At 59.3% G+C, this 21,503-nt stretch carries 18 protein-coding genes and 1 other RNA gene; 9 read left to right on the top strand and 10 right to left on the bottom strand.

The window, feature by feature from the left end:
- The first annotated feature begins 372 nt into the window (after positions 1-372).
- The 6 genes from ccoG to hemN all read left to right on the top strand — a co-directional run bounded on the left by ccoG (position 373) and on the right by hemN (position 7,468).
- On the top strand, positions 373-1,788 hold the full coding sequence (ccoG, locus tag RMV17_RS09485; protein ID WP_311886343.1) for a cytochrome c oxidase accessory protein CcoG: 1,416 nt from the start codon (positions 373-375) through the stop codon (positions 1,786-1,788).
- 11 nt (positions 1,789-1,799) lie between these two features.
- Positions 1,800-2,339, top strand: a complete 540-nt coding sequence (locus RMV17_RS09480; protein WP_242209532.1) for a FixH family protein — start codon at positions 1,800-1,802, stop codon at positions 2,337-2,339.
- A gap of 211 nt (positions 2,340-2,550) precedes the next feature.
- Positions 2,551-5,001 carry a heavy metal translocating P-type ATPase gene (locus RMV17_RS09475; protein WP_311886342.1) on the top strand — a complete coding sequence of 817 codons (2,451 nt, stop codon included), beginning with the start codon at positions 2,551-2,553 and terminating at the stop codon, positions 4,999-5,001.
- A gap of 24 nt (positions 5,002-5,025) precedes the next feature.
- Positions 5,026-5,238 carry a cbb3-type cytochrome oxidase assembly protein CcoS gene (gene ccoS / locus RMV17_RS09470; RefSeq protein WP_007918328.1) on the top strand — a complete coding sequence of 71 codons (213 nt, stop codon included), beginning with the start codon at positions 5,026-5,028 and terminating at the stop codon, positions 5,236-5,238.
- Positions 5,231-5,914: a sulfite exporter TauE/SafE family protein gene (locus RMV17_RS09465; RefSeq protein ID WP_016984739.1), complete on the top strand. Its 684-nt coding sequence runs from the start codon at positions 5,231-5,233 to the stop codon at positions 5,912-5,914. Before ccoS ends, RMV17_RS09465 begins: the two co-directional genes overlap by 8 nt.
- 171 nt (positions 5,915-6,085) lie before the next feature.
- On the top strand, positions 6,086-7,468 hold the full coding sequence (gene hemN / locus RMV17_RS09460; protein ID WP_311886341.1) for an oxygen-independent coproporphyrinogen III oxidase: 1,383 nt from the start codon (positions 6,086-6,088) through the stop codon (positions 7,466-7,468).
- Here the strand turns inward: hemN and RMV17_RS09455 are convergent.
- Positions 7,465-7,947 carry a hypothetical protein gene (locus tag RMV17_RS09455; RefSeq protein ID WP_311886340.1) on the bottom strand — a complete coding sequence of 161 codons (483 nt, stop codon included), beginning with the start codon at positions 7,945-7,947 and terminating at the stop codon, positions 7,465-7,467. The genes hemN and RMV17_RS09455 overlap by 4 nt on opposite strands.
- A gap of 154 nt (positions 7,948-8,101) precedes the next feature.
- Between RMV17_RS09455 and fnr the strand changes: the two genes are divergently transcribed.
- Together fnr and RMV17_RS09445 are read left to right on the top strand one after the other, a co-directional pair.
- The gene (gene fnr, locus RMV17_RS09450; protein WP_003223347.1) at positions 8,102-8,836 is read left to right on the top strand and encodes a fumarate/nitrate reduction transcriptional regulator Fnr; all 735 of its coding nucleotides are present in this window, start codon (positions 8,102-8,104) and stop codon (positions 8,834-8,836) included.
- 78 nt (positions 8,837-8,914) lie between these two features.
- Complete coding sequence (locus RMV17_RS09445) at positions 8,915-9,463, top strand: adenine phosphoribosyltransferase (protein WP_038365388.1); 549 nt, start codon at positions 8,915-8,917, stop codon at positions 9,461-9,463.
- A gap of 135 nt (positions 9,464-9,598) precedes the next feature.
- Here the strand turns inward: RMV17_RS09445 and RMV17_RS09440 are convergent, their stop codons facing one another.
- From RMV17_RS09440 to dnaX, 5 genes are all read right to left on the bottom strand, one after another.
- Positions 9,599-10,747 (bottom strand): acyl-CoA dehydrogenase family protein, encoded by a 1,149-nt coding sequence (locus RMV17_RS09440; protein ID WP_311886338.1) that lies wholly within the window; start codon positions 10,745-10,747, stop codon positions 9,599-9,601.
- 209 nt (positions 10,748-10,956) lie between these two features.
- Positions 10,957-11,559, bottom strand: a complete 603-nt coding sequence (recR, locus tag RMV17_RS09435) for a recombination mediator RecR (RefSeq protein WP_007918335.1) — start codon at positions 11,557-11,559, stop codon at positions 10,957-10,959.
- Positions 11,560-11,625: 66 nt separating this feature from the next.
- On the bottom strand, positions 11,626-12,660 hold the full coding sequence (locus RMV17_RS09430) for an NADP-dependent oxidoreductase (RefSeq protein WP_311886337.1): 1,035 nt from the start codon (positions 12,658-12,660) through the stop codon (positions 11,626-11,628).
- A gap of 264 nt (positions 12,661-12,924) precedes the next feature.
- Positions 12,925-13,263, bottom strand: a complete 339-nt coding sequence (locus tag RMV17_RS09425) for a YbaB/EbfC family nucleoid-associated protein (protein ID WP_016984747.1) — start codon at positions 13,261-13,263, stop codon at positions 12,925-12,927.
- Between the two features lie 66 nt (positions 13,264-13,329).
- On the bottom strand, positions 13,330-15,420 hold the full coding sequence (dnaX, locus tag RMV17_RS09420; protein WP_311886336.1) for a DNA polymerase III subunit gamma/tau: 2,091 nt from the start codon (positions 15,418-15,420) through the stop codon (positions 13,330-13,332).
- Positions 15,421-15,565: 145 nt separating this feature from the next.
- Between dnaX and RMV17_RS09415 the strand changes: the two genes are divergently transcribed.
- Positions 15,566-16,315, top strand: a complete 750-nt coding sequence (locus RMV17_RS09415) for a transporter substrate-binding domain-containing protein (RefSeq protein ID WP_311886335.1) — start codon at positions 15,566-15,568, stop codon at positions 16,313-16,315.
- A 210-nt stretch (positions 16,316-16,525) separates the two neighbouring features.
- Here the strand turns inward: RMV17_RS09415 and ffs are convergent.
- From ffs to zipA, 4 genes are all read right to left on the bottom strand, one after another.
- Positions 16,526-16,622: signal recognition particle sRNA small type (gene ffs / locus RMV17_RS09410), an RNA gene on the bottom strand.
- Positions 16,623-16,756: 134 nt separating this feature from the next.
- Positions 16,757-17,920, bottom strand: a complete 1,164-nt coding sequence (locus RMV17_RS09405; protein ID WP_311886334.1) for a putative zinc-binding metallopeptidase — start codon at positions 17,918-17,920, stop codon at positions 16,757-16,759.
- A gap of 150 nt (positions 17,921-18,070) precedes the next feature.
- The gene (ligA, locus tag RMV17_RS09400) at positions 18,071-20,425 is read right to left on the bottom strand and encodes an NAD-dependent DNA ligase LigA (RefSeq protein WP_311886332.1); all 2,355 of its coding nucleotides are present in this window, start codon (positions 20,423-20,425) and stop codon (positions 18,071-18,073) included.
- A gap of 161 nt (positions 20,426-20,586) precedes the next feature.
- Positions 20,587-21,450, bottom strand: a complete 864-nt coding sequence (gene zipA / locus RMV17_RS09395) for a cell division protein ZipA (protein WP_108226628.1) — start codon at positions 21,448-21,450, stop codon at positions 20,587-20,589.
- Between the last annotated feature and the right edge of the window lie 53 nt (positions 21,451-21,503).

The following is a 21,503-nucleotide window of genomic DNA, read 5'->3' as shown; positions in this document are numbered from 1 at the left end:
AAAAGTTATTTGAAAACTCAAAACAATAAAACCGCTATTCCATTGCAAATTAATTAACCCAGACTTACAACAACTCGCTCATACATACAAAAGACATCACACTTATGTAATGCCTTTTCCGAATTGTTGCGAAAGCCTATCCACAGTTTTGTCTGCATCCACCGAAAACTCAGCCATACTCAACAAGTCAATTGATCTGCATCAGGCTTTTCTGCATTCGCTACACCATTCATGTTTTTTACCCAACGCGACCAAAGGTCGCACCCTTGAGCCAGAGCGACCGGCGTATCATTGCGCCACTGCTTCGCCCCTTTTTGACCTTGGTTGGCACGTATCGACCGAGGCATTTTTCCACTGCCGTGGGATGCAATGATGAGCAACCAGATTCCGGTACACGACGTCACACCACCGAGCAAAAACGCGAACAACAGCGTTGACCTTTACGCCTCTCGAGAAAAAATCTACACCCGCGCGTTCACCGGCCTGTTCCGCAATTTGCGGATGATGGGCGGCGCCGCATTGTTCCTCCTGTATTTCGGCACGGTGTGGCTGAACTGGGGCGGTCATCAGGCCGTGTGGTGGAATTTGCCGGAGCGCAAGTTCTTCATTTTCGGCGCCACCTTCTGGCCGCAGGACTTCATTCTGCTCTCGGGCCTGTTGATCATTGCCGCGTTCGGCCTGTTCTTCATCACGGTCTATGCCGGGCGCGTCTGGTGCGGTTACACCTGTCCGCAAAGCGTGTGGACGTGGATATTCATGTGGTGCGAGAAGGTCACCGAAGGCGACCGCAATCAGCGCATCAAGCTCGACAAGGCGCCGATGAGCGCCAACAAGTTCCTGCGCAAAGCCGCCAAACACGTGATGTGGCTGTTGATCGGTTTCGTCACTGGCATGACCTTCGTCGGCTACTTCTCGCCGATCCGTGAACTGGTCTTCGAATTCTTCACCGGCCAGGCCGATGGCTGGTCGTACTTCTGGGTCGGTTTCTTCACCCTTGCCACCTACGGCAACGCCGGCTGGCTGCGCGAGCAGGTGTGCATCTACATGTGTCCGTATGCGCGCTTCCAGAGCGTGATGTTCGACAAGGACACGCTGATTGTTTCCTACGACCCGCGTCGCGGTGAAAGCCGTGGCCCGCGCAAGAAAGGTATTGATTACAAGGCCCAAGGCCTGGGCGATTGCATCGATTGCACGATGTGCGTGCAAGTCTGCCCGACCGGCATCGACATCCGCGACGGCCTGCAGATCGAGTGCATCGGCTGCGCCGCGTGCATCGATGCCTGCGACAGCATCATGGACAAGATGGATTACCCGCGCGGGCTGATCAGCTACACCACCGAGCACAACCTGTCCGGGCAGAAAACCAATAAACTGCGACCACGCCTGATCGGTTATGCCGTGGTGCTGCTGGCGATGATCAGCCTGCTGGTGACCGCGTTCTTCATGCGCTCGCTGGTCGGTTTCGACGTCAGCAAGGACCGCGTGTTGTACCGCGAGAACGCCGAAGGCCGGATCGAAAACGTCTACAGCCTGAAGATCATGAACAAGGACCAGCGCGACCACACCTACGTGCTGGAAGCCGCCGGCCTGCCCGACCTGCGCCTGCAAGGCAAGCGCGAGATCAAAGTCGCGGCCGGCGACATCGTCAGCATGCCGGTCGAGTTGTCGAGCGCACCGGAACAACTGCCGTCGAGCACCAACGAGGTGAAATTCCTCCTCAAGGATGCCGATGACGACAGCGTCCACGTTGAAGCCAAGAGCCGATTCATCGGCCCACAAATCCGTTGAGAGAACTGAACATGCCCGCAGCAAACGCCGCAAGTCCCTGGTACAAGCACCTTTGGCCATGGATCATCATCGGGATTCTGGCCTGTTCGGTGACCCTGACCCTGTCGATGGTGACCATCGCGGTGAACAACCCGGACAACCTCGTCAACGACAACTATTACGAGGCCGGCAAAGGCATCAACCGTTCGCTGGATCGTGAACTGTTGGCGCAGAATCTGAAGATGCGTGCGGCGGTGCATCTGGATGACGTGACCGGTGAGGTTGATCTGCGCTTGAGCGGTGACAGTCAGCCGAAGACTCTGGAACTGAATCTGATCTCACCGACTCAGCCGGAGAAAGATCGCAAGATTGTCCTGACTCGCAGCGAGACTGAAACCGGGCGTTATATTGGTCAATTGGGTGACAAGGTTGAGGGTCGTCGCTTTGTTGAATTGCTCGGCAGTCAGGATGACCATGTGTGGCGCATGTTCGAGGAAGAACTGGTCAGCCATGACAAGGATCTGCTACTCGGTGATGAACCGCTGCAAGGCGCGGAAGACCTGAAGAAGTAAACAACTTCAAAAGCCCCCTCACCCTAACCCTCTCCCCCGGGAGAGGGGACTGATCTCGAGCGTTTGCACGTTTTGTGTATGACAGTGAGAATCCAGGCGACTGAGCCTGTTTTCAGGCTCACACCGATCGGCTCCCTCTCCATCCGGGAGAGGGCTGGGGTGAGGGCAAGCGGACAACTCCAATGCAAGGGCTTACCCCCTCAACGATGCCATGACCAGCCCACTGCCCTGCTACCACTGCGCCCTGCCCGTTCCGTCTGGCAGCCGCTTCACCGCTGTCGTGCTCGGGGAGTCCCGCGAGTTCTGCTGCCCGGGCTGTCAGGCCGTGGCCGAAGCCATCGTCGCCGGAGGCCTGGAAAGCTATTACCAACACCGCAGCGAAGCCTCGGCCAACCCCGAAGCATTGCCGGTGCAATTGGTCGATGAACTGGCCCTGTACGACCGCGCCGATGTGCAGCAACCCTTCGTTCGCCATGAAGGCGATCTGGCCGAAACCACGCTGTTGATGGAAGGCATCAGTTGCGCCGCGTGTGGCTGGCTGATCGAAAAACACCTGCGCACGCTGCCCGCGGTGGCCGAAGCACGGCTGAACCTGTCCAACCATCGCTTGCATGTGCGCTGGGCCGACGCGCAATTGCCGCTCAGCCAGATCCTCGCCGAACTGCGCCACATCGGTTACGCCGCCCACCCGTATCAGGCCGACCGCGCCAGCGAACAACTGGCCAGCGAAAACCGCCTCGCTCTGCGTCAACTCGGCGTGGCTGGACTGCTGTGGTTCCAGGCGATGATGGCGACCATGGCCACCTGGCCGGAATTCAACATCGACCTCAGCCCCGAGCTGCACACGATCCTGCGCTGGGTCGCGCTGTTCCTGACCACACCGATCGTGTTCTACAGCTGCGCGCCTTTCTTCAAAGGGGCGATGCGCGATCTGCGCACGCGCCACCTGACCATGGATGTCTCGGTGTCGCTGGCAATCGGCAGTGCCTACATTGCCGGGATCTGGACCTCGATCACCGGCGTCGGCGAGTTGTATTTCGATGCGGTGGGGATGTTTGCGCTGTTCCTGCTCGCCGGCCGCTATCTCGAACGCCGTGCCCGCGAGCGCACCGCCGCCGCGACGGCGCAACTTGTGAATCTATTGCCGGCCTCGTGTCTGCGGCTGGACAACAACGGCCAGAGCGAGCGCATCCTGCTCAGCGAACTGCGTCTCGGCGAGCGGATTCTGGTGCAGGCCGGCTCGATTCTGCCAGCGGACGGCAAGATCATCGACGGCCAATCGAGCATCGACGAATCGCTGCTCACCGGCGAATACCTGCCGCAACCGCGCGTACCGGGCGATGCGGTCACCGCCGGCACACTCAACGTCGAAGGCGCGTTGACCGTGGAGGTGCAGGCGCTGGGACAGGACACGCGCCTGTCGGCCATCGTCCGTCTGCTCGATCGCGCCCAGGCGGAAAAACCGCGACTGGCGGAAATCGCCGACCGTGCCGCGCAATGGTTTTTGCTGCTATCGCTGATCGCCGCAGCGGCCATCGGCCTGCTCTGGTGGGAACTGGATTCGTCGCGGGCGTTCTGGATTGTCCTGGCCATGCTGGTTGCTACTTGCCCGTGCGCGCTGTCGCTGGCAACGCCGACCGCGCTCACCGCCGCCACCGGCACCCTGCACAAACTCGGTTTGCTGTTGACGCGCGGGCATGTGCTGGAAGGCTTGAATCAGATTGACACGGTGATCTTCGACAAGACCGGCACCCTCACCGAGGGCCGACTGGTGCTGCGCTCGATTCGCCCACTCGGTGCGCACGACAGCGATCAATGCCTGGGCCTTGCAGCCGCGCTGGAGAACCGATCGGAGCATCCGATTGCTCGCGCGTTCGGCCGTGCGCCGCTGGCCGCTGAAGAAGTCCACAGCACGCCGGGGCTTGGCCTCGAAGGCTTGGTGGGCGGACAGCGTTTGCGCATCGGTCAGGCAGAATTTGTTTGCGCCCTCAGCGGCACTGCAACACCGTCAATGCCGGACGAGGCGGGCCAATGGTTGCTGCTCGGCGACACTCAAGGGCCACTGGCATGGTTCGTCCTCGACGATCGCTTGCGTGATGACGCCCCCGCCCTGCTCGCTGCGTGCAAGGCCCGTGGCTGGCGTACGCTGTTGTTGTCCGGAGACAGCTCGCCGATGGTCGCCAGTGTGGCGGCGGAACTGGACATCGATGAGGCTCGCGGCGGTCTGCGCCCGGACGACAAACTTCAAGTCCTGCAACAGTTGCACAAGGAAGGTCGCAAGGTGCTGATGCTCGGCGACGGCGTCAACGATGTGCCGGTGCTCGCGGCGGCCGACATCAGTGTCGCCATGGGTTCGGCCACCGATCTGGCGAAAACCAGCGCCGACGCCGTGCTGCTGTCCAACCGCCTCGACGCCTTGGTCCAAGCCTTCACCTTGGCGCGGCGCACCCGCCGGGTAATCATCGAGAACCTGCTGTGGGCGGCGCTGTACAATGGCCTCATGTTGCCGTTCGCCGCCCTCGGCTGGATCACTCCGGTGTGGGCCGCCGTCGGCATGTCGATCAGTTCGTTGACCGTGGTGCTCAACGCGCTGCGCCTGACTCGCCTGCCGAGTTCGTCGCCCGTCAGCACCCGGTCAGAAACCCGCCCGCTGCCGGCCTGAGCCGCGCGGGCGCATGGAGTACCGATGCCAGCTCTCTACGTGATGATCCCGGCCGCCCTGCTGATCGTGGCCATCGCCGTGTACATCTTTTTCTGGGCGGTGGACAGCGGTCAGTACGACGACCTCGACGGCCCGGCGCACAGCATCCTCTTCGATGATCAGGATCCGAACCACACCGCTGCCGTGGACGAAGCCAATTCCAACAAACCGGACGACAAGGCCCCACCCCATGCTTGAACTGGCGCCGCTGTTGGTGTCTGCACTGATTCTTGGTTTGCTCGGTGGCGGGCATTGTCTGGGCATGTGCGGCGGTTTGATGGGCGCGCTGACCCTGGCGATTCCCAAGGAACAGCGCAGCCGGCGCTTTCGTTTGCTGCTGGCGTACAACCTTGGACGAATCCTCAGTTATGCCACCGCAGGATTGCTGATCGGCCTGGCGGGCTGGGCGGTGGCCAACAGTCCTGCCGCGTTGTTCATGCGTGTATTGGCCGGATTGTTACTGATCGCCATGGGTTTGTATCTGGCCGGTTGGTGGAGCGGACTGACGCGCATTGAAAGTCTCGGACGCGGTTTGTGGCGCTACATTCAGCCAGTGGCCAACCGCTTGTTGCCGGTGTCGAGTCTGCCCCGCGCGCTGCTGCTTGGCGCGCTGTGGGGCTGGCTGCCGTGCGGACTGGTTTACAGCACGTTGTTGTGGTCGGCGAGTCAGGGCAATGCGCTGGACAGTGCATTGTTGATGCTTGCGTTTGGCCTCGGCACCTGGCCGGTATTGCTCGCCACGGGGCTTGCGGCAGAACGCGTCACCGCCATTTTGCGCAAACGCAGTGTGCGCATGGCCGGTGGTTTGCTGGTGATCCTCTTTGGTATCTGGACATTACCCGGCCCACATCAGCATTGGCTGATGGGCCATTAAGATCAAAAGATCGCAGCCTTCGGCAGCTCCTACCTTTGGAATGCGTTTCCCTGTAGGAGCTGCCGAAGGCTGCGATCTTTTGATCTTATGCTGTTGATGCAAATCAACAGCCCCATCGCCGCCCCCCGATAGACTCGCCCACACTGCCAGCCTATCCGGGGGAATGCCCGCATGCTCGACGCCATTCGTTGGGACTCTGATCTGATCCGCCGCTACGACCTGGCGGGGCCGCGCTACACCTCTTATCCGACGGCCGTGCAATTTCACGGTCAGGTCGGCACCTTCGACCTGTTCCATGCCCTGCGCGACAGCCGCAAGGTCCTACGCCCCTTGTCGCTGTACGTGCACGTGCCGTTCTGCGCGAACATTTGCTACTACTGCGCCTGCAACAAAGTCATCACCAAGGATCGCGGCCGCGCGCTGCCATACTTGCAGCGGCTGGAGCAGGAGATCCAGTTGATCGCCTGCCACCTCGACCCCGCGCAGAAAGTCGAGCAGCTGCACTTTGGCGGTGGCACGCCGACCTTTCTCAGCCACGACGAACTGCGGCAGTTGATGGCGCACCTGCGCAAGCATTTCAATCTGCTGGATGACGACTCCGGCGACTACGGCATCGAGATCGACCCGCGCGAAGCCGACTGGTCGACCATGGGCCTGCTGCGCGAACTCGGTTTCAACCGGGTCAGCATCGGCCTGCAAGACCTCGATCCGGCGGTGCAGCGTGCGGTCAATCGCCTGCAAAGTCTGGAAGAAACCCGCGCGGTGATCGATGCGGCGCGCACCCTGCAATTTCGCTCGATCAATATCGACCTTATTTACGGGTTGCCCAAGCAGACCCCGGAAAACTTCGCTCACACGGTCGAGGAAGTCATCAGCCTGCAACCGGACCGGCTCTCGGTGTTCAACTACGCGCACCTGCCGGAGCGCTTCATGCCGCAGCGGCGGATCAATGGCAATGAGTTGCCGGCGCCCGCGCAGAAGCTGGAAATGCTTGAACGCACCATTGAGCAGCTCACCGCCGCCGGCTATCGCTACATCGGCATGGATCACTTCGCCCTGCCCGATGACGAGCTGGCGATTGCTCAGGAAGAAGAAACCCTGCAACGTAACTTCCAGGGTTACACCACTCACGGCCATTGCGACCTGATCGGGTTGGGCGTTTCGGCCATCAGCCAGATCGGCGACCTGTACTGCCAGAACAGCAGCGATCTCAACGAATACCAGAACACCCTTGCCGCCGCGCAACTGGCGACCAGCCGTGGCCTGGTGTGCAACGCCGATGATCGCTTGCGGCGCGCGGTAATCCAGCAACTGATCTGCAACTTCAGCCTGGAATTCGCCGAGATCGAGCAGCAGTTCAACATCGATTTTCAGGGCTATTTCGGCGCGCTCTGGCCGCAGTTGCAAGGCATGGCCAACGATGGCCTGATTGAGCTGGATCGCGAGCGAATCGTCGTGTTGCCGGCGGGACGTCTGCTGGTGCGCTCGGTGTGCATGGTGTTCGATGCCTACCTGGAACAGCAGAACCGCCAGCGTTTTTCGCGGGTGATTTAGTTTTTCATCAGCAGCGAACCGACTTTCAGGTTCTGATCCGACGTCAGGCCTGACTGTCCCACGACTTTGGACAAAGCAAGATTGGCCGTAATCAGACCGGTGTTCAACGCGGCGATAGCGCCGCGCAGTGCAGCGGCCTTGATGATCTTTTCTTCGCTGGAAAGACGCTTGTCGACCATGATCGCTTCGATGAGCGCTTTTTTCTCGGTAATCTCTTTCTGCAATTTGCGGATCATCTTCAGCAATTGCTGGATGTTCTCCGGCAGCCCGCTGTCGTCAATGTCGCTGTTTTCGCCACCGACACTGGCGGCTTTTTCAATTGATGCACCGGACAGCGACACTTTGACGCCCTCGACCAAGGTCGGGGTTGCCTCTTCGGTCGAGCCTGGGTCGCGTGCATTGCCAGACGCCGTTTTAAACGTCTCCGGCACTGCCGCAACATCGCTGTTACCCGGGCCCAGCGTGCCAATGGCGGCCATCGAATCGTTCCTTGTATGCACTTTGATAACTGTTTATCGGCTGTTGGCCCTGTGGCTTTATGGCTGTAGGGCAAAGTCGCCCCAGACTGGCCTGAATGTCCTCCCGTGGGTTACCCTTACGGCTTATGTGTGTTTTCCCACAAGGATTAAAGAAATGTCCGAGCCAGTTAAACTGCGCGCTCACAACCAGGCCCATTGCAAGGATTGCAGCCTGGCCCCTCTCTGCCTGCCACTTTCTCTGAATCTGGAAGACATGGATGCGCTGGACGAAATCGTTAAACGCGGCCGCCCGTTGAAAAAGGGCGAGTTCCTGTTCCGCCAGGGCGACACGTTCGATTCCGTTTATGCAGTACGCTCCGGCGCCCTGAAGACCTTCAGCCTCAGCGACAGCGGCGAAGAGCAACTGACCGGTTTCCACCTGCCGAGCGAACTGGTCGGCCTGTCCGGCATGGACACCGAGAAACACCCGGTCTCCGCCCAGGCGCTGGAAACCACCTCGGTCTGCGAAATCCCCTTTGAACGCCTCGACGAATTGGCCCTGCAACTGCCGCAGCTGCGCCGCCAGTTGATGCGCGTGATGAGCCGTGAAATCCGCGACGACCAGCAAATGATGTTGCTGCTGTCGAAGAAAACCGCCGACGAGCGCATCGCCACCTTTCTGGTGAACCTGTCCGCACGCTTCCGCGCTCGCGGTTTCTCGGCCAATCAGTTCCGCCTGAGCATGTCGCGCAATGAAATCGGCAACTACCTCGGCCTGGCGGTGGAAACCGTGTCTCGCGTGTTCACGCGCTTCCAGCAAAACGAGCTGATCGCCGCCGAGGGCAAGGAGATTCACATCCTCGACCCGATCCAGCTGTGCGCGCTGGCCGGTGGCTCACTCGAAGGTTAATGTCGATCCGCGGTTGAGCGAAGCGTTTCAGCCGCGGGTATACTGCGCCGTTTGCAGCCCTGCCAGGACACCTCGACGATGGTCTTCGACTCCTTCGACATCAAATCGCTTATCCGCCCAGTGATCGACTTCCCGAAACCGGGCGTGATCTTTCGTGACATCACCCCGCTGTTCCAGTCGCCAACGGCCCTGCGCCTGGTGATGGACAGCTTCGCCCACCGCTACGTGGAAGCTGATTTCACCCACATCGGCGCGATGGACGCCCGTGGTTTCCTGATCGGCTCGGTGCTGGCGTATCAGTTGAACAAGCCGCTGGTGCTGTTCCGCAAGCAAGGCAAACTGCCGGCGGACGTGCTGGCTGAAGGTTACGCAACCGAATACGGCGAAGCGTTCCTGGAGGTGCACGCCGACAGCCTGTGTGAAGGCGATTCGGTGGTGATGTTCGATGACTTGATCGCCACGGGCGGCACGCTGATTGCCGCGGCCAACCTGATTCGCCGCATGGGCGCGCGGGTGCATGAGGCAGCAGCGATTATTGATTTGCCGGAGCTGAACGGGTCGCAGCGTCTTGAGGACATGGGCATCCCGACGTTCTGCCTGACGCAATTTGCCCTGACTGATAAGTAAGCGGCGATTTCACTGACGCCATCGCTGGCAAGCCAGCTCCCACAGGTGTCTTTGGCGTACACAAAATTTGTGAACGACCGAAATCACTGTGGGAGCTGGCTTGCCAGCGATGACGCCAGTTGCTTCACCAATTATTTAAAGCCCCATCTGCTTGCTGATGATCTCGTTCATCACCTCCCGCGTCCCGCCGCCAATCGACAGAATGCGGTTATCCCGATACAGCCGTTCCACCAGACTCTCGCGCATGTAACCGAGCCCGCCAAGAATCTGCACCGCCTCGGTGGTGATCCGGTCCGACGTGTCCGTGGCAAAATTCTTGGCCATGGAAATCTCCTTGATCACACTCTGCCCCGCCGCCATCTTCGCCGCTTGTCGGTAAGTGAATTCCCGCGAGACCTCCAGCGCCGTGGCCATCTCGGCGAGGCGATGCTTGATCACCTGAAACTTGCCGATCGGCTTGCCAAACGCTTCACGCTCGCGCGCCCATTTCAGGCTCTGTTCCAGCGCAAGTTGTGAGGTCATGTTGGCCATCAATGCCAACGCCAACCGTTCACTCTGAAAATTGCCCATGATGCAGGCGAAGCCCATATTCTCGGCTCCGATCAGGTTTCCTGCAGGCACGCGGCAGTCGTCGAAGAACAACTCGGCGGTGTCCGACGCCCACCAGCCCATTTTCTTCAGCTGGCGGCCGACGGTGAAGCCCGGCGTGCCCTTTTCGATCAACAACAGGCTGATACCGCCAAACCCCGGCGCACCGGTGCGCACCGCGACGGTGTAGAAATCGGCGCGTACGCCACTGGTGATAAAGGTTTTGCTGCCGCTGACCCGGTAGAAGTCGCCGTCACGCATGGCGCGGGTTTGCAGGTTGGCGACGTCGGAACCGCCGCCCGGCTCGGTGACCGCCAGGGCGCTGATCCTTTCGCCGCTGAGCACTTGCGGCACAACCCGATCACGCACCTCGGGACGGGCCCATTTGACGATCGGCGGCAGGCCGATATCCAGCGAGCCCAGCCCCGCCACCAAGCCGCCAGAGCCGCAGCGCATCAATTCCTCACTGGCGGCGACCTTGGCGAACAGATCGCCTTCATGGCTACCACCCAGCGCTTCGGGGTAACCAATGCCGAGGATGCCCGCCGCGCCGGCCTTCAGGTACAGCTCGCGGGGGAAGCTTTCGGCTTCTTCCCACTGGTCGATGTCCGGCAGGATCTCGCGCTCGACGAAGCGCCTGACGCTGTCGCGGACCAATTGATGGCTGGGGTCGAAGTATTCCTGAAAGGCCGGCATGGGCGAGCTCCACGGAAGGGTTCACCGAACTTAACCGAGCGCTTGCTTGGTTTACAACTCAATTGTGTGAATCAGACAGACCGCAGTGCGGCCATCGCTGGCAAGCCAGCTCCCACAGATATCTTTGGTGGTACACAACATTTGTGAACGACCGAAATCACTGTGGGAGCTGGCTTGCCAGCGATGAGGCCAGAACAGGCGATACAGAATTAGAGGGAAATCGGTTTACGCCCGGCAAACGAATGCGCCAGGGTGCCGCCATCGACCAGTTCCAGTTCACCGCCCAACGGCACGCCGTGAGCGATCCGCGAAGCGATCAGACCCTTGTTGCTCAGCAACTGCGCGATGTAATGCGCCGTCGCTTCACCTTCCACGGTCGGGTTGGTCGCGAGGATGACTTCGGTAAACGTTCCCGCCTCTTCAATCCGCGTCATCAATTGCGGAATGCCGATCGCCTCAGGCCCGAGGCCATCGAGCGGCGACAAATGCCCCTTGAGCACAAAGTAACGCCCACGGAAACCGGTCTGCTCGACCGCATAGACATCCATTGGCCCTTCGACCACGCACAGCAGCGTGTCGTCACGGCGGGTATCGGCGCATTGCGGGCACAGATCGTCTTCGGTCAGCGTGCGGCACTGGCGGCAGTGACCGACCCCTTCCATGGCCTGGCTGAGGGCCTGGGCCAGACGCAAACCGCCGCTGCGGTCACGCTCGAGCATCTGCAACGCCATGCGCTGGGCGGTTTTCTGACCCACGCCCGGCAAGGTGCGCAAGGCGTCGATCAGTTGGCGAATCAAAGGGCTGAAGCTCATGGGTAAAAAGTCCGACAAAACAACGAGACGCGGTTTATACCCGCGCCTCTGGCCAGCGTCAAATACTCAGTCCTGGGCGACCTTCACCACCAGTTTGCCGAAGTTGCGCCCCTCGAGCAGACCGATAAACGCCTCGGGCGCCTGCTCCAGGCCTTCCACCACGTCCTCGCGGAATTTGACCTTGCCGTCGCGCACCCACGGCACCATGTGGCTGATGAATTCCGGCTGCCGATCACCGTAGTCGTCGAACACGATGAAGCCCTGAATCCGCACGCGCTTGGTCAGCAGTGTGCGTTGCAGCATCGGCAGACGATCCGGGCCTTGCGGCGCTTCGGAGGCGTTGTAACCGGCGATCAGACCGCACAGCGGAATGCGCGCCTTGGGGTTGAGCAATGGCACCACTGCATCGAACACATGACCACCGACGTTCTCATAATAGATGTCGATGCCATCGGGACAGGCCTTGGCCAATTGCTCAGCAAAATCGGACGCTTTGTGATCGATGCAGGCATCAAAGCCCAGTTCTTCGACCACGTATTTGCACTTCTCGGCACCGCCGGCCACGCCGACCGCGCGCAGGCCTTTGATTTTCGCGACCTGGCCTACCACCGAACCCACCGCGCCGGATGCAGCGGCTACGACTAGCGTTTCGCCTTCTTTAGGCTGACCGATGTCCATCAAACCCATGTACGCGGTCATGCCTGGCATGCCCAACACACCCAGGGCCATCGACGGGCTCGGCAGCCCGGCCGGGATCGGAATGATATTGCGGCCGTCGCTGATGCTGTGGCTCTGCCAACCGGTGGCGCCGACCACCAGATCGCCTTTATGAAACTTCGGATGACGTGAGTCCTCGACACGGCTGACCGCGCCACCGGTCATCACTTCGCCGATCTGTACCGGCGCGGCGTAGGACGGTGCGTCGCTCATGCGCCCGCGCATGTAGGGATCGAGGGACAGATAGAGGGTTTTCAACAATACCTCGCCGTCCTGCAGATCCGGCAAGGCTTCACGTTCGAGGCGGAAGTTTTCCGGGGTCGGCGCACCGACCGGGCGAGAGGCGAGAACGAAGCGTTGGTTGAGGGTGAGAGGGTCGGACATGTCAGCGTCTCCTGTGAATGGTGAATTCAGCGGGTATAGGGAGCAGACCGTTGTGGCTTTGGTGTGTTCGATGTTTCTTCAATTGTACCGAGGTGAGTTCATTCGCGAGCAGGCTCGCTCCCACAGGGGAATGCATTTCAAATGTGGGAGCGAGCCTGCTCGCGAAGGCGACCTCAAAGACACCACACCTCCAAGAGTCAGAAACAAAAATGCCAAGCGCAAGGCCTGGCATTTTGTGTAGCTCATCTGCCGCCGATTGGCGAATCAGAATGGCAGTTTCATACCGGCTGGCAGGTTCATGCCGGCGGTCATGTTGCCCATTTTGTCCTGGCTGTTCTTTTCGATCTTGCGCACTGCGTCGTTGACGGCGGAAGCAATGACCGCTTCCAGCATTTCTTTGTCATCTTCGCTCATGCCTTCAACCAGGCTCGGGTCAATGCTCACGCTCTTCACGTCGTGACGACCGGTCATCACTACGGTGACCATGTCGCCGCCGGCCTTACCGGTGACTTCGGCGTTGGCCAGTTCTTCCTGCATCTTGGCCATTTTTTCCTGCATCTGCTGCGCCTGCTTCATCAGGCCGGCCATGCCACCTTTCATCATGGGAATCACCTCAAAGTACTTGGATCAAAACAGCGCCCGGCCAGCGAGGCCGGGCACCTTCAGTTATTAGCCTTGGGCGACCAAGGCATCGACAGGTTCAATAGTATCGTGTCGCACCACCGCGCCGAACTGCTGAACCATCTGCTGGATGAACGGATCACCGTGAATCGATTCCTCCGCCTCGCGCTGACGGTTGGCCCGGCGGCGGGACGCGGCCTGGGCCGGGGTTTCCTGCTCGGGCTTGATCAGCTCGATGGTCAGGCTCAGCGTGCGACCGTGGTACTGGTTCAACGCATCGTTCAGACGCCGTTGCTGCGTGGCGTTGAACAGTGCGCTGTGCGCCGGATCGAGGTGCATCAGCCAATGGTCGCCATCGACCGCAATCAACGTGCAGTTGGCGGCGATGCTGCCGGTCATGCCGGAGATCGGCAGTTTCGGGAACAGCTCCAGCCATTGCAACGCCAGACCGGTGGCCGGCGCGGCAGCAGGCTCTGGCTCGGGTTCCGGGGCCGGCTCGGCGGCGTGCTCACTGGCCAGTTCGTCGAGGTAGCTGTACGCCGAGTCCATGTCCGGCTCGATGTAATCCTCGTCCAGCGGCGGCTCGTCGTCCATGTCCATGCCCGGGGTGGCGGCATCGACATCGGCGACCGACGGCTCGGGAATCGGTGCGGCAGCCCATTCTGGAGCCTCCGGAACGACGCTGTCCGGGGTCGGCAGCGGCATCGGCGGCAACTCGGGTTGCTCGGCGGTGGTTTCCAGCACCGGCTCGACCGCGGGTTGCTGCGCTGGTTCGGGCTCTGGCTCCGCCTCGGGCTCTACCGGGTCATTCCACGGCAAGTCGACGACGGCTTCGGCAACGACAGGTGCGGGTTCAGGTTCTGCTGCGGCAACGGGCGCAACCGGCGCAGGCTCGGGAGCCGGTGCTGCCACAGGTGCCGGAACGGGAGCCGGCGCAACAGCCGCAGCAACTACCGGCGCAGGTTTAGGCGCGGCAGCCACGGAGTTTGCGGAATCAACTGTGGCCTGGCTGATCCCCACTGGCTTTAGCGGTTGCCTCGGGGCGTCCGCGGTATCTGCCGGCCGGAAGGCCAGCATCCGCAGCAAGACCATTTCAAAACCACCGCGCGGATCCGGCGCCAGCGGTAAATCGCGGCGGCCGATCAGGCCCATCTGGTAATAGAACTGCACGTCTTCGGCCGGCAAGGCCTGCGCCAATGCCAGCACGCGATCACGGTCGCCATGGCCATTGTCGACGCCTTCCGGCAACGCCTGAGCGATGGCCACGCGGTGCAGCACGTTGAGAATTTCCGAGAGCACGCCGTTCCAGTCCGGGCCTTGCTCGGCCAGATGACGTACGCCCTCGAGCAACGCCTTGGCGTCGCCTTCGATCAAGGAATGCAGAACGTCATAGACCTGACCGTGATCCAGCGTACCGAGCATCGCCCGCACGTCGGTGGCGAGCACCTTGCCTTCACCGAAGGCAATCGCCTGATCGGTCAGGCTCATGGCGTCCCGCATCGAACCGTCAGCAGCGCGACCGAGCAGCCACAGTGCATCGTCTTCGAACGGCACGTTTTCGGCGGTCAGGACGTGGGTCAAATGCTCGACCACGCGCTCCGGCGTCATGTTCTTCAGCGAGAACTGCAGGCAGCGCGACAAAATCGTTGCCGGAAGTTTCTGCGGGTCAGTGGTCGCGAGGATGAACTTGACGTACGGCGGTGGCTCTTCGAGGGTTTTCAGCAGCGCATTGAAGGAATGGCTGGAAAGCATGTGCACTTCGTCGATCAGGTAGACCTTGAAGCGCCCACGGCTCGGGGCGTACTGCACGTTGTCGAGCAGTTCACGGGTGTCTTCGACCTTGGTACGGCTCGCGGCGTCGATCTCGATCAGGTCGACAAAGCGACCTTCGTCGATTTCACGGCACACCGAGCACTCGCCGCACGGGCTGGACGTGATACCTGTCTCACAGTTCAGGCATTTGGCAATGATCCGCGCAATCGTGGTTTTACCCACCCCGCGCGTACCGGTAAACAGGTACGCGTGGTGCAGCCGCTGGCTGTCCAAGGCATTGATCAGAGCCTTGAGCACATGGGTCTGGCCGACCATTTCGCGGAACGAGCGCGGACGCCATTTACGTGCAAGAACCTGATAACTCATCGAAAACCGTCGCAACGAAGGAAGCTGAAGCGGCTAATGCTAGCGGAGCAAGGGCAAAATTGCATCCGGTGTCCTCGTCTAATATGGCTAAGCTGCATCAGCAGAGGCTTTTATCGGCTCAGGATCGGGAATTACCGGAGCGTTTATGCGGTGGGCCGTGGGGGCGTTGCTGGGAATCAGCCTGAATGTGACGGCAGCGGAAACCCCGTTGCGCTTCGCCATGCCCGACAGCTGGGCGATGCCGATGGTGCAATACGAACGCGGGCGTCCGACGCAGGGCATCCTCTACGATCTGATGCTCAGCCTGGCCACGCAGGTCGGCGTACCGGCCGAGTTTCACGTTCTGCCCCGCGCCCGGGTCCAAGGCGCCATGGAACACGGCGAGATCGACGTGCGCTGCTATGCCGCGCAGTCATGGCTGCCGAATCAGTCGGGGGATTACATCTGGAGTCTGCCGTTGTTCTTCCAGCGCGATCTATTGATCAGCCGCAAGGATCAACCTGCCAGCGCAGACCCCACGCACCTGTCCCGCCAATCCATCGGCACCGTTCTGGGCTACACCTACCCGACCCTGCAACCGCTGTTCGATGCTGATCGACTGCAACGCGAAGATGCGCGCAATCAGGAGCAGGTGTTGGAAAAGCTGCTGGCCGGGCGTTATCGCTATGCGGTGAGTAATCAGTGGACGCTGGACTGGTTTAACCAGCGATTGATGCCTGAGCAGCAACTGCAAGGTGTCGCCGTGTTGCAGGAGCAGAAAGTCGGTTGTTATGTGAGGAATGATCCGAAGGTGCCGGTGCAGCGGATATTGCGCACGTTGTTGCGGATGAAAATGTCGGGGGAGATTGATGAGATTATCCGGCTGTATACCGGCCACTCCGACAACACCCCATAACCTTGTGGGAGCTGGCTTGCCAGCGATTGCGGATTTTCAGTGAAATAGATGAACCTGACCCACCGCTATCGCTGGCAAGCCAGCTCCCACAGGATCATCTTCAACAGGCGGATTTGTGTGGGCTGGCCAAATCGCAGACACAAAAAAACCGCAGTGGGCGAAACCCATGCAGTTCTGTTTGAAGCGTTTGATTGTTCGTTAAGGTGGTAACCCCACCAGCCACACCCCGGCACACAATGTTCCCGCTGTGGCTGCTGCCTTCCGGCTCTGACCAGGTTCACGGGTAATCGTTGCGGGGGGACCGATGGGGTCACCATAACGACGCTTGCCTGTCGGCGAGCCGCGCCATTGTACCTATCTGAGACGAAGTTACAACCGTTGGTTGCAGATTAAAAATATGAACGGGTTCAAGGACATAAAGATCGCAGCCTGCGGCAGCGCCTACAGGGCCAGAACCTCGTCCGCCCTGCCGCCCGCCTGCTGGATCACCAGGTGAATGAAGTGCAACTTGGCAATCGCCGCCGCCGGCAGCACGAACGGGTAGAAATCCGGCTGGCCCATGCTCCGTGACAATTCGTTGAGCATCCCGGCCAGTTCAATCCACGCGTTGACGAATGACAGAAACGCCTCGCCACCGGGATGCTCCGGGTCGTACAGCGTGCTGGTCGGAAACGGCTGGTAGTCGAAATCCATTTCCCGTGCGCTCATGCCAAAACCCAACGCCGTGTCCACGGCGTCCATCATGTGCAGGTAATGCGCCCAGGTTTCCGCCCAGTCTTCCCACGGGTGCATGGTTGCGTAGGCACTGACGTAGTGCTGCGGCCAGTCCAGCGGTGCGCCTTGCTGATAGTGACGATCAAGCGCCTCGGCGTAACTGGCGCGTTCGTCGCCGAACAGGCTGCGGAATGAATCGAGCCAGGGGCCGTTGGCGATCAGGCGATCCCAGTAATAATGGCCGACCTCATGACGAAAATGCCCGAGCAGTGTGCGGTAGGGTTCATGCATCGCCGCCCTCACCTGCTCACGGTGGGCATCGTCAGCTTCTTTGATGTCGAGGGTGATCAGGCCGTTGGCGTGGCCGGTCATCGGCGCGTTGCCTTCGAGGTCGACGCCGATGAAATCGAAGGCCAGCCCGGTGTCTTCATCCACGGTTTTCGGGATGACTTGCAGGCCAAGGGTGATCAGTTGCGCGACGAGGCGACGCTTGGCGATTTCGACTTTGCGCCAGCGCTCGGGGTTGTCTGGATCGGACAAGTCAGGGATTGTGTGGTTGAGGCTGCAAGCGACGCACAGGCTGTCGTGATCGTTGGCCGGCAACAGCCAGTTGCACGCGGCAGGCGTGTCGAGGTTGGCGCAGCGGCGGAACAATCCCGAGTCGGGGTCGGCGTCGAGCGTCCAGGTGCCCTCGTACGGCCCCGGCTGCAGCGAAGTCAGGCGACTTTCTTCCGGTTGATAACCGAGCAAAGCGTTACAGGCCAGGCACTGGCTGTTGCGAAAGAACAGCGACTGGCCGCAGCGGCACGGCCAGACTTTGCTGTTGCGTGAGGATTCGCCCACGAACGGCGCGATGATGCGGGAACTGAGCTGCTCGAAAAAGCGGTGCATGGCGATCTCTCCCTGGGGCTTGCCAAGACTAGATCATTCTTGCGGGTTGATCGTTCCACCGCTCTGCGTGGGAATGCATTCATTGACGCTCTGCATCACAACGGACGCGGAGCGTCCGGGGTGGCATCCCACGCGGGAGCGTGGGAACGATCAAACGTTCAGGCCATGGGTTTTGAGGAAGGCGATGAAGGTTTCTTCGTCCATCACTTTCACGCCCAGCTCATTGGCCTTGGTCAATTTGGAACCGGCACCGGGGCCCGCAACCACGCAATGAGTCTTCGCCGACACCGAACCGGCAACCTTGGCGCCGAGACTTTCCAAGTGTTCCTTGGCGACGTCACGGGTCATCAACTCTAACGTCCCAGTCAACACCCAGGTATTTCCGTCCTCAGGGAGTGCAACTGCCTCCTTTTTTTGCAATGCCCAATGCATACCGAAAGCCCGCAGCTGACTTTCAATTGCCAGCGCCTTACTTTTGTTCTCGTCCTCTTCAAAGAACGCACGAACATTTTTAACCTGTGCAGATGTGAGAACAGTTCCAAGCAGCAGCCAATCAGCCTCTAGCAAACTGCCCAGTTCTCCAGAAAACTTCTTATCAAGCTTTTCTGCTGCAGTAGCCCCAATAGAGCTTATATGCAGTTTCTCTATCAAACTCGCTAAAGAAACACTCGATGCCAACTCTCCGTGCAACTCTCCCGGCTCATCAATGACCAACTCCTTGCGCAACTGCTCAACCACCGAAGCATTTCGCTTATCGAGGAAGTAACCATGAATATCGTCCGCAGCCTCATATCCAATATCAGGGAGATAGGTTAGAACCTCAGGTAACGCCTGAATAATTCGATCCAGTGAACCAAGTGAACGAGCCAGAACCTTAGCGGTTTCCTCCCCGACATTAGGAATGCCTAAAGCATAGACAAATCGAGCCAAGGAGGGATTTTTGCTTTTCTTAATCGAGTCCAGCAGGTTATTGCTGGACAGTTGAGCAAACCCCTCCAAATCTACAACCTGATCAAATTCGATGAGATATAAGTCCGCAGGAGAAGAAACCAGTCCTTCATCAACCAGTTGTTCTACTATTTTTTCGCCCAGACCATCTATGTTCATGGCTTTTCGTGAAACAAAATGAACAATTGATTGTTTTAGCTGTGCGGCACAGTCCAATCCTGCGACGCAACGATAGATTGCACCCTCTGTAAAAATCTTACCTGCCTTGGTGTGCCTGACCAGTTTGGTTCTTTCAACCTTGGCCCCACAAACAGGACAAATCTCGGGAATAACTACAGGAACAGCACCCTCAGGACGCCGCTCCAACGTGACACCAATCACTTGCGGGATTACATCACCCGCGCGCCTGACCGTAACGACATCACCAATTTTCAAGTCAAGCTTTTCAACTTGAGTCATATTGTGCAATGTCGCATTTGAAACGACTACGCCGCCCACTTTCACTGGTTGCAATCTAGCAACAGGAGTCACAGCTCCCGTACGCCCAATTTGGAACTCGATATTCAAAAGAGTCGTTAACTCTTCAATCGCAGGGAATTTTTGAGCAATTGCCCAACGTGGGACCCGCGCACTGAAGTCAAGAATTTTCTGTAGCGAAATTTCATTAACCTTGAACACCACGCCATCAATATCGTACGGAAGCGAACTTCTGCGACGCCCTATATCTTCATAGTATGCCAGGCACTGCTTAACGCCATGAGCCACGGTCCGCTCGTGACTTATAGGGATGCCCCACTTCTGCAGAGATAAAAGTATATCTGTATACTTTTCCGGCAGTACACCTTCAACATGTCCGACGCCGTAACTACAGAACTGCAACGGGCGCCTTGCCGTAATACTGGAATCTAATTGTCGCAAACTGCCGGCAGCAGCATTACGCGGATTTGCAAAAATTTTCGCACCGGTTTCTGCCTGCGCTTCATTTAGCTTATCCAGCCCTGCTTTGGTCATGAATACTTCGCCACGCACTTCTAATATTCGCGGCCAATCTTCACCACTCAGTTTAAGTGGAATACTGCGAACGACCCGCACATTGGAGGTCACATCCTCGCCAACTGCCCCGTCCCCACGCGTAGCACCACGAGTCAACTTCCCGTCGACATAGAGCAAGCTGATTGCCAAGCCATCAAGTTTTGGTTCACAGCTGTATTCTATTTCTCCTGGCCCAAATAAATCCCCAGAAGTCAGACCCAGCACTTTTCCTACACGCCTGTCAAAGTCGACCAGCTCCGCTTCGGTAAATGCGTTATCCAGGCTCAGCATTGGGACGTCGTGCCGAACTTTTGCAAAATCTGAGCTGACCACGCTACCAACCCGCTGGGTTGGTGAGTCCGCGCTATGAAACTCCGGATTCTCCTCCTCCAGGCTCTTTAGCTCCCTGAACAACCGGTCGTACTCGGCATCCGGAATGCTCGGCTCGTCGAGGACGTGGTAACGGTAGTTGTGTTGATCGAGTTCAGCGCGTAGCTCGAGAATGCGGTTTTTGGCGGCGGTCATGGGGGTGTTCTCTCATAAAGCAAAAGAGCAGCCGAGGCTGCTCTAATTCATCTATCTGTGGCAGCTGAAGCAAAGATCGCAGCCTTCGGCAACTCCTACAGAAATCGCATTCCTGTAGGAGCTGTCGAGTGAAACGAGGTTGCGATCTTTTGATCTTGGCCTTAGCGCTTCTGGGTCAGGGCGCGGCGTTCGAATTCAACGATGCGCTGACGGTAGTGCTCGATGGTCTGCGCGGTCAGAACACTGCGCTGGTCATCTTTCAGCTCGCCGTTCAGTTCCTGCGACAACTTGCGGGCTGCGGCCACCATCACGTCGAAGGCCTGCTTCGGATGACGCGGGCCTGGCAGGCCGAGGAAGAAGCTCACCGCCGGGGTGCTGAAATGGTCGATGTCGTCCAGATCAAAAATGCCCGGCTTGACCGCATTGGCCATGGAGAACAGCACTTCACCGTTGCCGGCCATGCTTTCGTGGCGGTGGAAAATATCCATCTCGCCGAAACGCAGACCGCTTTCCAGGATGTTCTGCAACAGCGCCGGGCCTTTGAAGCCGGCAGCGTCACGGCAGATCACACTGATGACCAAGACTTCTTCGGCTTGCGGTTGATCCTTGTCGGCCACCGCTGGCGCAGGTTTTGTACCTTCAACGAAATCGTCGTCACGACTGCTGAAGCTCGGGCCGCCGTCCAGATCCAGGTCGAGGTTCAGGTCGCCCTGAGCCGGGCCGTTGCCGCCACGCTTGCCACGTTTCGAGCCGGACTCGCGAGGCTCGCGTGCTTCGCGGGCCGGCATGCTCACCGACGGCAGATCGTGTTCATCCAGCTGTGGCTCTTGGTGCGTATCCAGTACACGGGCCGGGCCCAACAGCTCAGCGCTGGTGTCCTCGTCCGGCAGGTTGGACAGACTTCGGTCAAGACGGAATTTCAGTTTTCCCTTGCCGCCGCGCATACGGCGCCAGCCATCGAAAAGAATACCGGCTATCACAATGATGCCGATGACGATCAGCCACTCGCGCAGACCGATTTCCATGTAATCCCGTGCCTCTATAAAAAATGCTGAAAAATAAGGGGTTTACATTGTGC

Origin of the sequence: Pseudomonas sp. VD-NE ins, assembly GCF_031882575.1 — a bacterium.
GTDB lineage: Bacteria > Pseudomonadota > Gammaproteobacteria > Pseudomonadales > Pseudomonadaceae > Aquipseudomonas > Aquipseudomonas fluorescens_BZ.
Note: the sequence above shows the minus strand (reverse complement) of the source record. Positions and strands in the feature narration are given on the sequence as shown.